Genomic DNA, 13706 nt, shown 5'->3' with positions numbered 1-13706 from the left:
TTTTATTTTATTTTGTGAATATTTATATTGCCACTTATGGATTTTAACAGGATTTGATGTTGTCCAAAAATAGGTTCTGAAGAGATATTCCCAGTAACAGAGCGGGAGGAGATCGTTGCATTTTTAGTGTATAGGGTAATGTCTCCTCTATAAGTATTAATAATAGCGTCTCCTACAAAAGATGTAAGGATGCAGGAACCACTATTCAGTTCAGTGAATAGGTGCTTAAAAGAGCCTTCTATAGCAAGTGTAGCTGTTGTTGATTTTGTAGTAACATAAAGATGTGATGGAAGTCGGATGCGGGTTTTTAACGAAAAGATTTTATGAGCACTTAACTTGTCATCTTCTATAGAGAGAAATGGTTGTAATACCTCAGTAACGTATAGCGTTTTATTTTTTTGCTCGATTCGTAATAATACATTGTTTTTATACTCTCCGTCTGCCATTGTTTCGATGTGCATTTTTACTTCTTGCGTATTTTCTATATGAATACTGTGGCTGTAATTCATGATGAATACAATGCTGTCAATACCGTTAAGAGCCTGCTCTTTTTCAGACCTGTATTGTCCCAGAAGTAAGGAAGAGTTTAGCAATAACAAGATGGAGAGCAGTAGTTTCACAAGTATACAGTAGAAAAGGAAGGGATATAAAAAAGTGTTTTCTAATAATCATATCAGAAAACACTTTTGTATAAAAATTATTCAGTAGCTGTTTTTACGCTGAGGTAGCTTACTTCTGCATATTTTTTGCCTCAATGCTTAGTGTGGCATGAGGAACTAACTTCAGACGTTCTGGATTAATTAATTTTCCAGTTACTCTACAGACACCATACGTTTTGTTTTCGATTCGTAATAAGGCGTTTTTTAAATCTCGTACAAATTTTTCCTGACGGATTGCTAACTGCGTATTCGCTTCTTTAGACATTGTCTCACTTCCTTCTTCAAAGGCTTTGAAAGTAGGTGAGGTATCATCTGTTCCGTTGTTACCATCATTTTTGTATGAGCTTTGTAGTAATTCCAGATCTTTTTTGGCTTTTTCCATTTTTTCGAGAATGATTTCCTTAAACATTGCCAGATCTGAATCACTGTACCTTGCTTTTATGTCTCCTGCCATGCTCTTAATGTTTTTTAATTAACAATTGGGTTGCGATGTCATCAAACGCAATTTCTGTACCATTTATTATATCTTCCGCAAAATCAATTGTTTTGGTTAAAGTTTCATTTTTAATGTACGCTTCATTAGTACTGATAGCGTCTCTGATGATTTCATTTTCCTGGAAAACGATTTCTATCTTATCTGTCACTTCAAAGCCACTATCCTTACGAATGTTTTGTATTCTGTTGATAAGCTCTCTGGCGATACCTTCCTTTTTTAGTTCCGGTGTAATCGTTACGTCCAGTGCAACGGTCAATGGACCAGAATTAGCAACCAGCCAACCTTCGATATCTTGTGAGCTAATCTCAACATCACTTGTCTCTAAGGTAATAATTTTATCATTAATTTCTATGTCAAAACGACCAGTTTGTTCTAGGGTTTTGATACTTTTTTGATCTAATTTTTGTATTTCACTGGCAATCAGCTTCATGTCTTTTCCGAAACGAGGGCCTAATGCTTTAAAATTAGGTTTTATTTGCTTAACGAGGATTCCCGAAGCATCGTCTATAAGTTCAATGTCTTTTACATTTACCTCATTTTTAATTAAATCAGCGATTTGCGAAATTTCGTCTCTTTCTTCATTTGTAAGGATCGGAATCATAATTCGCTGAAGTGGTTGACGTACTTTTATTTTTTCTTTTTGACGTAGTGAAAGCACTAGGGATGATATAATCTGTGCCTTTTGCATTTTGCGTTCTAAAGCCTTGTCTACAAATTTTTCATCAAATTCAGGGAATGTAGACAGATGCACACTCTCATGTGATTCTTTATTGGTGTATTTTGTCAAATCTTTATAAAGGCGATCCATAAAGAAAGGGGCTACAGGAGCTCCTAATTTGGCAACAGTAAGCATACAGGTGTATAAGGTCTGATATGCAGAAATTTTATCCTGTTGGTAATCTCCTTTCCAGTATCTTCTTCTGCTTAATCGAACAAACCAGTTGCTTAAGTTTTCCTGTACAAAGTCTGAAATGGCTCTGGTGGCTTTTGTTGGTTCGTAATCGTTGTAATACGCATCTACATTTTTGATCAGCGAATGAAGTTCACTTAAAATCCATCGGTCTATCTCTGGTCGTTCTGCTAATGGGACATCTTCTTCATTATAGGTAAAGTTATCGATGTTGGCATACAAACTAAAAAAAGAATACGTATTGTATAGCGTACCAAAGAATTTACGACGTACTTCAGCAATTCCTTCTGAATCAAATTTTAGGTTATCCCAGGGATTTGCATTACTAATCATATACCATCTGGTAGCATCAGGTCCGTATGTTTTTAATGTTTCAAAAGGATCGACCGCATTCCCTAGTCGTTTTGACATTTTCTGACCATTTTTGTCGAGTACTAGCCCGTTTGAAACGACATTTTTATAGGCAACATCATCGAAGATCATTGTTCCGATAGCATGTAGCGTGTAGAACCAACCTCGTGTCTGGTCTACTCCTTCTGCTATAAAATCGGCTTTTCTGTCTCCGGATTCTACTTTTTCTTTGTTTTCGAATGGGTAATGCCATTGTGCATATGGCATCGCTCCAGAATCAAACCAAACATCAATAAGGTCGCTTTCTCTCTTCATTGGTTTTCCTGAATCAGAAACCAGCGTTATATTGTCTACTACATTTTTATGAAGATCTATTTTATCATAGTTCTCTTCGCTCATATCTCCTACGACAAAGTCTGCAAAAAGATCACGATCCAATACTCCTGCTTTTACAGCCTTTTCCATTTCAGCTTTTAATTCCTCTACAGAACCAATGATGATTTCTTCTTTTCTGTCTTCAGTTCTCCAGATCGGTAATGGAATTCCCCAAAAACGAGAACGGGATAAGTTCCAGTCATTAGCATTGGCAAGCCAGTTTCCGAATCGTCCTTCTCCTGTAGCTTTAGGTTTCCAGTTGATTCCCAGGTTTAATTCGTGCATACGATCTTTAAAGTCCGTGACCTTTATAAACCAAGAGTCTAATGGATAGTATAGTATAGGCTTGTCAGTTCTCCAGCAATTAGGGTAACTGTGCACGTATTTTTCAACCTTGAAGGCCTTATTTTCTATTTTTAATTTGATTGCGATCTCTACATCGACTGATTTTTCCGGAGCCTCTCCCTCATTGTAGTATTCATTCTTTACATATTTTCCGGCAAACTCTCCAACGTGTTTTGTAAACTTACCTTGCAGGTCTACAAGTGGTACCAGGTTTCCGTTGTCATCTTTTACTAACATTGGAGGAACCTCAGGAGTTGCTTGTTTGGCAACCAGGGCATCGTCTGCACCAAAGGTAGGAGCTGTGTGAACAATTCCTGTTCCATCTTCTGTAGTGACAAAATCTCCTGTAATTACTCGAAAAGCATTTTCAGGAGTATCGTTTGGTAATACAAAATCTAAAAGTTGTTCATATCTGATTTCTGCTAAATCTGCTCCTTTACATTCTTTGGTGATAATGTAAGGGATTTTCTTATCTCCTTGTTTAAAATTAGTAAGAGCTTCTTCTGATTCGGCAAGGACAAACTTTCCTGAAAATTGTTTTCCAACCAGGTTTTTAGCCAAGATTACCTGAATAGGTTCAAAAGTATATTGATTATAAGTTTTTACAAGCACATAATCAATTTTTGGTCCTACGGTAAGGGCTGTATTAGAGGGAAGTGTCCAGGGAGTCGTGGTCCAGGCAAGGAAATGAATGTCTCCTTCTACATCTGCAAATAGCGAAGGAAGTGTTTCTTTTTTTGCTTTGAACTGAGCGACAACAGTAGTGTCTGTTACATCCTGATATGTTCCGGGTTGATTAAGTTCATGAGAACTTAATCCTGTCCCTGCTTTTGGAGAATACGGTTGTATTGTATATCCTTTATACAGTAGTCCTTTTTTGTATATCTGAGAAAGAAGCCACCACACACTCTCCATATATTTGGACTTATAGGTAATATATGGGTCTTCCATATCAACCCAATATCCTATTTTTTCTGTGAGATCATTCCAGATGTCGGTATAACGCATTACCGCTTTTTTACAAGCTTCGTTATATTCTTCTATACTGATTTTTTTGCCGATATCTTCTTTGGTGATTCCTAATTCCTTTTCTACACCAAGTTCTACAGGAAGACCATGTGTGTCCCATCCAGCTTTTCGCTTTACCTGATATCCTTTTTGTGTTTTGTATCTACAGAAAATATCTTTAATCGCACGAGCCATAACGTGGTGAATACCAGGAAGTCCATTTGCCGATGGCGGTCCTTCAAAAAACACAAAAGGTGCTGCGTTTTCCCGTTCGGTGATACTCTTTTCGAAAATATTATTTTTCTGCCAAAAATCAAGTATGTCTTCTGCCACTTTTGGCAAGTCAAGTCCTTTGTATTCAGTAAACTTAGTGCTCATGGAATCTTTCATTCTGTTAAGGTTGCGAAAATAAGGATTTTCTTGAAAAATGTCGAGGGATTATTGATAATACATGTGCTCAATTAAAATCCTTGAGAATAATAAAAGATTAAGTATCTTTCTCGGAGAAAATCATTAGTGTTGTTTTTATATGAATAATATACTTCATCTTGCGTTATTTCAAAGTCACTTAGCATGGGAGAATCCAGTTCAAAACAGGGCAGTTTTAGGTAAAAAAATACATGCTGTAAATGAAGGAATAGATATTGTCGTCCTTCCAGAAATGTTTACTTCTGGATTTACGATGAATCCATATGAAGTAGCAGAAGCCCCAGAAGGAGAAACTATTAAATGGATGAAGCAGTTAGCTGGAGAAAAGAAGATAGCTATTTGCGGAAGTTTAACCGTTATAGAGGAGGGAGCGTATTACAATCGTTTTGTATTTGTAGAACCCAGTGGAAAAATGCATACATATAATAAACGACAATTATTTACGCTGGCAAAAGAACATCAGGTATATAAAGCCGGATCGGATCAGTTAGTAATAATGTATAAAGGGTGGCGAATACGACCATTGATTTGTTATGATCTAAGATTTCCGGTATGGGCGAGAAATACTCAGGAATATGATGTGCTGCTATATGTGGCAAGTTGGCCTAAAATCAGAATTGAAGCCTGGGATACTTTATTAAAAGCCAGAGCAATTGAGAATATGTCATATTGCATCGGGGTTAATAGGGTCGGACTCGATGGGAATGGATATGAATATAATGGGCATTCCCGGGTATTTGATATGCTTGGAAAAGAGTTGTCAGATGCCAGTTTGCTGGAAAAAGAGAGTGTAATTTACACATCTCTTGATAAAAACCATCTCGATAAGACTCGAAAAAAATTCCCGTTTCTGGAAGATGCTGATCGTTTTACGATTCATCTTTAAATGCTTTGTAGCCTTTTATTCGTCTTCGTTTTGTAAAGTAAATATTTGTTTTAGCTCCCAGTTAGCTCGTACATCGATCACCTCCGGATAATGGTGTACCTTTTCTGGTTGTAGTTGCTTCAGGAAGTTACCAGTATCCCATTTTTCATTTTTATTCTCATCAATAATAACCCGAATATTGTATTTATTCGGTAACAGGTTTTCGAAGACAATAGTCTTATCATCAGAAGCTACTTGTTCTTTATAAACAATCCCTTTTTCGTCTGTCAGTTGTACCAAAACAGGATATTGCTGTACTTCTTTTAGTGTTAGAAAGATTTTTCCGTAGTCAGAATATTTTTTTGTTCGAATGGCGAATGTCAAAGTATCATTGACATTGCCAATAAAATCGGATACAGCTTCTGGTAGTAAGGTAATTGTATAAAAATCGTTTTCAGCTTTTTCAAAAGTAAGGGATGCATTGTTGGATATGCTGTCCAAATGTGCTTTAAAGGGAACAGAAGTGGTATCTTTATCTGTAATTGTAATTCGTTCTTTGTCTATTGATGTCAAGGGGGTATTGGCAGAAAAAGAAAAATGTTTGTCAAAGGGAATATGTCCCTGGATATCACTTTTTACCATTAAAGAATCCTTGTACTGGTCTTTGAACCGGGTAAGTAAAGTATCTTTGTAATTAGGAGCATTCGTAACCTGAAATTTCAAAGAATCCGTTTCAAAAAAAGGAGTAAACCAATATTGCACGGTGTCTTTATCTTTTACAGGGATTACTTTGCTTACAAAATCTTCGGGAGTTTCCGATAGTAGTTTGATTTGTAAACTATCTGCTGCTCCTTCATAACCAAAAATAAAGGCGTTTTTAGAAATCTGTTTCGGTTTTAATGCTTTGAAATCAAGGATTTCCTTGAAAATATTGATGTTAAAGGCTGTACTTGTGTCTGCAGGAAGGGAAATATTTTTTTGATAAAAACCAATCATATCTTCCTTGGGCTGATATGTGTAATTTGAAGATTTATCTTTTAAAGCAACCAGCTTGTATGTTCCTTCCTTTAGGTTGTCGAATTTAAACCCTGTGCTGTCCAGTGTATTGGTAATATATCGCGGAACCTCATTATAAACAAGGGAGTCTGTATAATTTTCATCAACAGGGTATAACGCTACTGTAACAAAAGAAGTTGTTTTTTTCTGTAAGGCATCAGTAATAGTCCCTTGTAGCGATAGTGAATCTAAGGTTTTTCCGGTAGAGAATACATATCTAAAATACGGTAGAGGATTTCCTTCGTTGTTATCTACAATGCTTTGTCCGAAATTAATGCTATACGTAGTATTGGGAATTAAAGAATCCTGAAATTTAATTCGGATATACTTGCTGGCAGTACCCAAAGGAGTAATGATAGGTTTGGTGTTCATAGGAGGAGAAATAACAATCTGTTTTTGATAATCTTTTAATTTGATATATTCATCAAAATAGATTCGGATTTCTCGTTTGTCAAAAGACGTACTGTAATTTGCCGGTAGTGCTTTTATAAATTCTGGGGGAGTTACATCTTTTTCTCCTCCCGAAATAGATCCTTTTTTAGCACAATTTGCTAAAAATAATAAACACAATACAGCTATATATAATAGAGTAGGTCTTTTAAACATAACACCTTTACAATTTTGAGACACAAAGAAACAACTATTTGGAACAAAGAAAAAACTATTCTGCAATTGCAATTGTAGCGATACTTATTTTAATTCCCTCGATGGATTTGAGTTTATTAATACAAGCTTCTATTGTTGAACCTGTTGTTACAATATCATCGACTAATAATATATGTCGGTTTTTTAATAAAGACTCTTTTTGGATATGAAATGTTTCAGCGGTATTTCGCCATCTGTATAGTCTTCCTTTTTTTGATTGTTTCGGAGTGTAGGAACTTTTTTTTAAGACCGTATCAATATAGGTAGCATCAAGTTTTTTTGCGATTTCTTTTCCGAATTTTTCTACTTGGTTATAACCTCTTTGTCGGAATCTTTTTTTGTGCAAAGGTACAGGGATAATGGCTGTAATGGTTTGATAAGAAGGGATATGTCGTAGTTCTTCTCCCAGCCATTTTCCTAGCTCTTTTCCGATAGATTCTCTTCCTCGGTATTTTAAATTATGCAGCAAATTCTGGACCAAACCTCCTTTGTGAAAAATGAATAAAGAAGTTGCGTTTTCAATTTTAACACGTCCGTAGAATACTTTTTCTATACTTTTGGCGTTTACGTTATGGAAATTGCCCAGCGGGAGTATATGGCGACAAGAGGTACACAATACCCTTTCGTTTTTATGAAGAGGTGTATCGCAAGCAGCACAATATATAGGATAAAAAAGATACGCTAGATCGCTTAGCATAGCATAATAGAATTAGCATTAATTACTAAATTTAATTTATATTTACTTTTTATCGTAACCATCAAAATTAAGAAATTATTATGACGAACCAGAACAATAACCTGACCCTCAAAATTCTAATAGGAGTTTTAGGAGGATTGCTATTAATTTTAGGGATTTTTACGTACAAGTTTTACAATGAAGAAAAACGAAATAAAGCCATCCTACAGCAAGAAAAAGACCTTATAGAAAGCGAATTGGGCGAATTAATAACCAAATATGATAATGCAATTGCTCTTAATGAGGTAATGGATGACCACCTGCTAAAAGCAAAGGAGAGAATTGTAGTTTTGTTGGATAGCGTAAAAGACAATGAAGCAAACCTAGCTTTGATTTCCAGATATAGAAGAGAAGTTGGAAAATTGAAGAAAGAGAGAGAACGCCTGTTTAAATTAGCAGATAGCTTGACAGCAGCGAATACTCAGCTGGCAACTGATCTTGATAGTACTTCTACTGCATTGAATGAGCGAATCATTCTGGCAGACTCTCTTCAGTCTCAAAACACAAAATTAGCAGAGATTGTAGAAAGAGGTTCGACTCTAACGGCTGCGAATATCAAAGTAGAAGGAGTTAAAGTTCGTAATAGTGGTAAAATTGTGAGCACTTCCAGAGCTTCTAGAGCTGAGAAAGTAAGAGTATGTTTTACATTAGCACCGAATAAACTGTCTAAGAAAGGAGATAAAGACTTATTTGTACAGGTAATTAACCCTCAAAACAATCTGATTGGAGATAAAATCTCAGTTAATTTTGATGATGCAGTTCTTACATATAGTGGAAAGAACAAAGTGTTCTATGAGAATTCTGCACTGGATGTTTGTATCCTTGTTGATACAGCAGAAGGAGAAATTACAGAAGGAAACTATGTAGTGAATTTATTCTCTGGACCAAAAATGATTGCAAATACGAAATTTGAACTTAGATAGTTCAGTATATAACGTATCAAGATATAATAAAAACCACCTATCTAGGTGGTTTTTTTAATTCTCTTTTTTAGAATACATCAAGGTGTTTATTAATTAAATAATTTCATTTTTAATTCATGTAAATTCGATTATTTTTGTGTCATGGCAAATCAAGAAGATAAATTTAAAAAGGTTATTGCCCACGCTAAAGAGTATGGGTATATTTTTGGTTCTAGTGAGATTTATGACGGGCTTAGTGCTATTTATGACTATGGACAGAACGGAATCGAACTAAAAAAGAATATACGAGAGTATTGGTGGAAGAGTATGGTGTATATGCACCAGAATATTGTAGGGTTGGACGCTGCAATATTTATGCATCCTACCACCTGGAAAGCATCCGGTCACGTAGATGCATTTAATGACCCTCTGATTGACAATAAAGACTCTAAAAAGAGATATAGGGCTGATGTTTTGGTTGAGGACTATGCAGAGAAATTAAATCAAAAGGCTCAGAAAGAAATTAAAAAAGCACAAAAGAGATTCGGGGACTCATTTGATGAAGCTCAATTTGTAAGTACTAACCCAAGAGTAGTTAAATACCTATCTCAAAAAGATGAAATTCTTAAGCGTCTGGCAAAATCCTTAGAAAATGAGGACTTGGAAGATGTAAAAGCATTAATAGAAGAATTAGAGATAGCGGATCCGGAAACAGGGTCTAAAAACTGGACGGATGTTCGGCAGTTTAATCTGATGTTTGGAACAAAACTTGGCGCTTCTGCTGATTCTGCAACTCAATTATACCTTAGACCAGAAACAGCGCAAGGAATCTTTGTGAATTTCCTAAATGTGCAAAAAACCGGGAGGATGAAAATTCCTTTTGGAATTGCACAAACAGGAAAAGCCTTTAGAAATGAAATTGTAGCAAGACAATTTATTTTTAGAATGCGTGAGTTCGAACAAATGGAAATGCAGTTCTTTGTTCGTCCAGGAGAAGAAATGAAATGGTATGAGTATTGGAAAGAAACAAGACTAAAATGGCATTTATCCCTTGGATTAGGAGAGGAAAATTACCGTTTTCACGATCATGAAAAACTGGCGCATTATGCAAATGCAGCAGCAGATATAGAATTTAATTTCCCATTTGGATTTAAAGAATTAGAAGGAATACACTCCAGAACAGATTTTGATCTTAAAGCACATGAGGAGTATTCAGGTAAGAAGCTACAGTTTTTTGATCCAGAATTAAAAGAAAGTTATGTGCCGTATGTAGTAGAAACATCCGTAGGACTGGACAGAATGTTCTTGGCAGTGTTCTCTACGGCGCTTCAGGAAGAAAAATTAGAAGATGGTACGACAAGAACCGTATTAAAACTTCCTGCTGTAGTCGCTCCTGTAAAAGCAGCTATCTTACCATTGGTCAAGAAAGATGGACTTCCAGAAATAGCACAGAAAATAGTAGACGATCTAAAATGGAAATTTAATGTAGTCTATGATGATAAAGATGCGATTGGTAGAAGGTATAGAAGACAAGATGCAAATGGAACCCCTTATTGTATAACAATAGATCACGATACGCTGAAAGATCAGACAGTAACCATAAGAGATCGAGATACAATGGAACAAAAACGAGTATCTATAACTGCCTTAAAAACGATAATCTCAGAAAAAACAGATCCGGAATTCTGGTTGAAATAAATTAGGATAAAAAGATTTAATAAGTATACTGAAGCTGCTCTGTACAGAGCAGCTTTTTTTGTTAAAAAAAAGAAGAAAAAGTTTTGCAAAAATAAAATGTATACCCAAAGCAGATAATAAATTACCCCCTTTTGGTGTTTTAATTGAAAGATATTAAGTAAAATAGACTTGTGCTATATTCAAGTTTAATTGTATTTTAGTAGCTCGTAAATTTTTAAAATCAACAGTTATGTTGTTAAAAAAGATAGTAATTTTCTCTTTTTTGCTTTGTACAGCAATCGCATTCTCTCAAAAAAAAGAGGAAAGAAAAGCTACATTAGTAACAACAGCTAAATATATGAGAGAGGTTACTCCGATTTCCGGGAAAAAATTAATTCCTGAGAAACCGAGGCAGGGACCTATCAACCCCAGAAGAACAGATGGGAATAAGATAGTGCCGGGAAAAGGGTATCCGGTTGGACAGGATGAACTTATTCTGAAAAAACGCAGATCAAAATCTGCACAACGAAGGGGAAAATCTCCTTCTGTTGTTTTTGAAACAAATACCTCGTCAGCAGCACCATCGGATCCGACAGGAGCTGTTGGTCCCAATCATTATGTGAGTGCAAAGAACTTTGCTTTTACAATTCATGATAGGAGTGGGAATGAGTTAGTTGCTTCTACTTCTTTAGAAAATATATGGCCGGGAGAATCTGCAGGGGATCCTATTGTACTATATGATAATTTTGCAGACCGCTTCGTTATCACACAATTTTCTGATACACCCAATGGATTTTTAGTAGCAATATCCAAAGGACCAGATCCGGTTAATGATGGTTGGTATACCTATAGGTTTGAGACAGGAACCTTCCCAGATTATACTAAATTTTCTATTTGGTCAGATGGATACTACGTTACCGCTAATAAAGATCAAGGAACATTAAATACTTCTGAAGTTGTATTTGCAATCGAAAGAGACAAAATGCTTGTAGGAGATCCGGATGCTCAGATGGTAGGATTTCCATTGCCTGGAGCAAAGATCGGAGGTTTTTATAGTCCGGCATCGTTTAATGCGACAGGGGTGGTATTACCACCAGAAGGAAATGCAAAGATTGCCTACTACCATGATGATGCATGGGAAGGAGTTGCCGAAGACGCGATAAAACTATGGACAATTAATGTGGATTGGTTCAATCCGGAAAACTCGACTATCGAAGAAGCCGAATTATTAACGGTTAGTAATGGAGATATTACTGCTTTTGATTCTGTTTTTGATGGAGGTTCTTTTAGTAATTTACCTCAACCCGGAGGAGAAGGTCAGGATATAGATGTACTACAAGGAGCCTTGATGTTTGCCAGTAATTATCGGAGATTTTGTAGTTATAACAGTGTGGTAATGAATTTTGCAGTAGACATTGATGATCGACCGGATTCGGATAATATAGCAGCAATACGATGGTATGAGCTGCGACAAAATGGAGATGATCAACCCTGGACAGTATACCAAGAAGGGACTTATGAATCTCCTGATGGAAAAAGTGCCTGGTGTGCAAGTATGGGAATGGATCGATATGGGAATATTGGAATGGGATATACAACTATGGGAACAGTGGAAAATGGCGCTACAGAAAATAGTTATCCTTCGATACGATATACAGGACGTTTGATGAATGATCCCCTTGGGACAATGACGATAGTAGAACAGGATATTGCTATTGGTACAGATGTACAGCGAAATGGAGGAGAGCGTTATGGAGATTACGCTCAATTGACAATAGACCCAAGAGATGATCAGACCTTCTGGCATATTGCAGAATATTTTAAAGGTGTAGGGGAAAACTCCAGGAATGTAGTAGGTGCATTTAAAGTAGCGGAAGCAATAACGAACGATATTGGAGTAGTGAGTATTCAATCTCCCGGTGATAAAACTTTTACAAGTTCAGAACAAGTAACTATCATTCTTCAGAATTTTGGGACTGCTTTGCAATCGAATATACCGGTTTCTTATAGTGTAGATGGAGGAGCGGTTGTAAATGAGATTTTTACAGGGACATTGGCAGCAGGAGAACAAGCTTCTTTTACTTTTGATGCAACAGCAAACCTGGCAGGAGGAAAAACATTTACAATTCAGGCAGAATCAAATCTTGCAGGTGATGAAATGACAGAAAATGATTGTGCAACAGTGATTGTTCACAATCTGTTTGCTAAGGATGTTGGAGTGTCGGGACTGGTATCTCCGGTTACAGGAGGAGGACTTTCTGCCGAGCAGGAAATACAAATAAAAATAAGAAACTATGGAGGAGAAGCTCAATCAAATATTCCGGTTTTTTATAGCGTGAATAATGGAGAGCGAATTAATGAAGTATATACAGGTACAATAGCCCCTGATGAGACCGTTACCTATAGTTTTACCACTACAGCAAATTTATTGGAATTTCAGGTATATGAATTCGAGTTGGGAACAGTGTTAGAAGGAGACGAAGACACAGAAAATGATATTCTTTTAAAGACAGTAGAGCATATGTTGTGTTCTCCAACCTCGGATTGTGAGAAATTTGGAGATGGAATTACATCATTTGAGTTGGCTAATGTGTCGAATATGGAAATTCCTTGTGATTCCGGCTATGAAGATTTTACCAATCTGGTGATTAATATAGATAAGGCAGTTGGAGCTTATGTTATGACGGTTAAAGCGGGTTATGCTTCAGATACAGCAGAGCGACTGTCATTATGGGTGGATTTTAATGATAATGCACTATTTGAAGCATCAGAGATGCTATTAGATAATGAAGTTATTAAAGAAGGAGATACAGCGCAGGATTTCTTGATTACATTTGGAGAAAATGCAGTAGAAGGAACACATCTTTTGAGAATTCGTGCAGGAGATACTGAGACGAATGATGGAGGTAAGCTGAATGATGCATGTGATTCTATGCAGTTTGGAACTACACATGATTATTCTATAAAGATTGGAGAAAATACGGTGCCAACAACAGACTTAATTGCTGTTGATCAATCCAATGATAAATTCTTGATAACAATGAGTGACTCTTCGATTGAAGAAGAAGAATTACGAATCTATATTTTTACCATTTTAGGGCAGATAATTGCTTCTAATAAGGTCAGAAGAGATGCCAATGCACGCTTTTCATATGAAATAGATATGTCTTATCGCAGATCGGGAATTTATTTCGCTCGTTTAGGAAATGAAAAAGATGGTAAAGTAGTTAAGTTTGTTGTTCAATGATGAGA

9 protein-coding genes are annotated in these 13706 nt (G+C 36.2%); 4 read left to right on the top strand and 5 right to left on the bottom strand.

Annotated elements, in window-relative coordinates:
- Positions 1 to 2: 2 nt before the first annotated feature.
- The 3 genes from HN014_RS06330 to ileS all read right to left on the bottom strand — a co-directional run bounded on the left by HN014_RS06330 (position 3) and on the right by ileS (position 4522).
- A complete protein-coding gene (locus HN014_RS06330; RefSeq protein WP_176028045.1) occupies positions 3 to 620 on the bottom strand; it encodes a hypothetical protein in 618 nt (205 codons plus the stop codon).
- A gap of 109 nt (positions 621 to 729) precedes the next feature.
- Complete coding sequence (locus HN014_RS06325) at positions 730 to 1113, bottom strand: TraR/DksA C4-type zinc finger protein (protein WP_176028044.1); 384 nt, start codon at positions 1111 to 1113, stop codon at positions 730 to 732.
- 4 nt (positions 1114 to 1117) lie between these two features.
- A complete protein-coding gene (ileS, locus tag HN014_RS06320) occupies positions 1118 to 4522 on the bottom strand; it encodes an isoleucine--tRNA ligase (RefSeq protein WP_176031047.1) in 3405 nt (1134 codons plus the stop codon).
- A 151-nt stretch (positions 4523 to 4673) separates the two neighbouring features.
- Here ileS and HN014_RS06315 point away from each other — a divergent pair, with 151 nt between their 5' ends.
- The gene (locus HN014_RS06315) at positions 4674 to 5459 is read left to right on the top strand and encodes an amidohydrolase (RefSeq protein ID WP_176028043.1); all 786 of its coding nucleotides are present in this window, start codon (positions 4674 to 4676) and stop codon (positions 5457 to 5459) included.
- A 15-nt stretch (positions 5460 to 5474) separates the two neighbouring features.
- On the opposite strand, the gene HN014_RS06310 is transcribed toward HN014_RS06315, so the two are convergent.
- A complete protein-coding gene (locus tag HN014_RS06310) occupies positions 5475 to 7100 on the bottom strand; it encodes an Ig-like domain-containing protein (protein ID WP_176028042.1) in 1626 nt (541 codons plus the stop codon).
- Positions 7101 to 7155: 55 nt separating this feature from the next.
- Positions 7156 to 7836, bottom strand: coding sequence for a ComF family protein (locus tag HN014_RS06305; protein ID WP_176028041.1), 681 nt, complete (start codon positions 7834 to 7836; stop codon positions 7156 to 7158).
- Positions 7837 to 7916: 80 nt separating this feature from the next.
- Between HN014_RS06305 and HN014_RS06300 the strand changes: the two genes are divergently transcribed.
- The 3 genes from HN014_RS06300 (at position 7917) to HN014_RS06290 (ending at position 13701) form a co-directional block, all read left to right on the top strand.
- Positions 7917 to 8798 (top strand): hypothetical protein, encoded by an 882-nt coding sequence (locus tag HN014_RS06300; protein WP_176028040.1) that lies wholly within the window; start codon positions 7917 to 7919, stop codon positions 8796 to 8798.
- Between the two features lie 141 nt (positions 8799 to 8939).
- Entirely contained in the window at positions 8940 to 10475 is a 1536-nt protein-coding gene (locus HN014_RS06295) for a glycine--tRNA ligase (RefSeq protein ID WP_176028039.1), read from the top strand.
- A 229-nt stretch (positions 10476 to 10704) separates the two neighbouring features.
- The gene (locus tag HN014_RS06290) at positions 10705 to 13701 is read left to right on the top strand and encodes a GEVED domain-containing protein (protein ID WP_176028038.1); all 2997 of its coding nucleotides are present in this window, start codon (positions 10705 to 10707) and stop codon (positions 13699 to 13701) included.
- Positions 13702 to 13706 lie beyond the last annotated feature (5 nt).

The organism is Aquimarina sp. TRL1 (assembly GCF_013365535.1).
Lineage (GTDB): Bacteria > Bacteroidota > Bacteroidia > Flavobacteriales > Flavobacteriaceae > Aquimarina > Aquimarina hainanensis.
The sequence above is the reverse complement of the archived record's forward strand: the minus strand, read 5'-3'. Positions and strand labels throughout refer to the sequence as shown.